Source organism: Nonomuraea lactucae, from assembly GCF_003313395.1.
In the GTDB taxonomy this organism is placed as follows: Bacteria; Actinomycetota; Actinomycetes; order Streptosporangiales; family Streptosporangiaceae; genus Nonomuraea; species Nonomuraea lactucae.
Genome location: NZ_QNFZ01000401.1, coordinates 1 through 958 on the forward strand (window position 1 = coordinate 1; position 958 = coordinate 958).

Here is a 958-nt window from a genome sequence, read left to right on the forward strand (position 1 = left end):
CGGCGGAGCGCACCGGCCCCGTCCCTCCGACCCACCGGGCGGCCCAGCCCCCGCCCGGCCCCGGCCCCCTTCCCGGACCGGCACCGTCCCAGGCCCTGCCACCGAACCCGCCACCGAACGCGCCACAGAGCCCACCGCAGGGCGCGCCGCACGGCCCGCCACAGCTTCCGGCGCAGAGCCCGCCGCACCACCAGACGGGCCAGGGGCCCCTCCCCAGTCCCGCCGGGCACCATACGGGGCAGGGTCCGCTGCCTCCGTCCGGCATGTACGCGCGGCCCAGGCCGGGCAGGAACGTGTTCGCGGGCTGCCTGACGGCCGCGGTGATCGGGACCGTGCTGCTCGTGCTGCTGCTGGCCCTGATGGCCTGGGTGTCGCGGGTGCCGCCCGCGGTGGGCGCGGAGAGCCCCGTGAACGACGGCAGGCTGAGGTTCGCGGTGACCGGCTCGGCGTGTCCCAAGGCGGCGAATTCCGCGGCGCACCGCACCTGCCGGGTGGCGGTGCGGGTCGAGAACGTGGGCGGCGAGGCCAGGGTGCTCTACCCGGGCCAGCAGAAGCTGTTCGACGAGGACGACACCCTGCACCCCGGCACCAGGCTGCTCGACAAGGAAGGCACGGAGATCACGCCGATCCGAATCGGACCGGGTGACTCCTTCTCGGGGACGCTGGTCTTCGAGCTGCCGAAGAGCGTCCGGCCCGCCGGGGTGGAGCTGCACGACTCCGGCCTGAGCAAGGGCGTGCGGGTCACCTTCGGCTGACAGGCGCACTGGGCTGGTCCTGTGAGCACGCCGGGCCGCGATCGGATGATCGTTCTGGACATTCTTTGGCCTGTGATGTGAGTAGTCGGCAATCGTAAGTTGCGATGATGAGATTCCGACACACACTGAGCACTTTTCATCCCGCTTCGCGGAGTTGAAGGACGAGGATCGCTTTGACGAGCTGACCTGCCAGAAGAGGACAA

At 71.1% G+C, this 958-nt stretch carries 1 protein-coding gene; it reads left to right on the plus strand.

The features are described from left to right. A partial coding sequence (locus tag DQW85_RS22195; RefSeq protein ID WP_205315315.1) for a DUF4352 domain-containing protein occupies positions 1-755 on the plus strand: 755 nt, incomplete at its 5' end. Positions 756-958 lie beyond the last annotated feature (203 nt).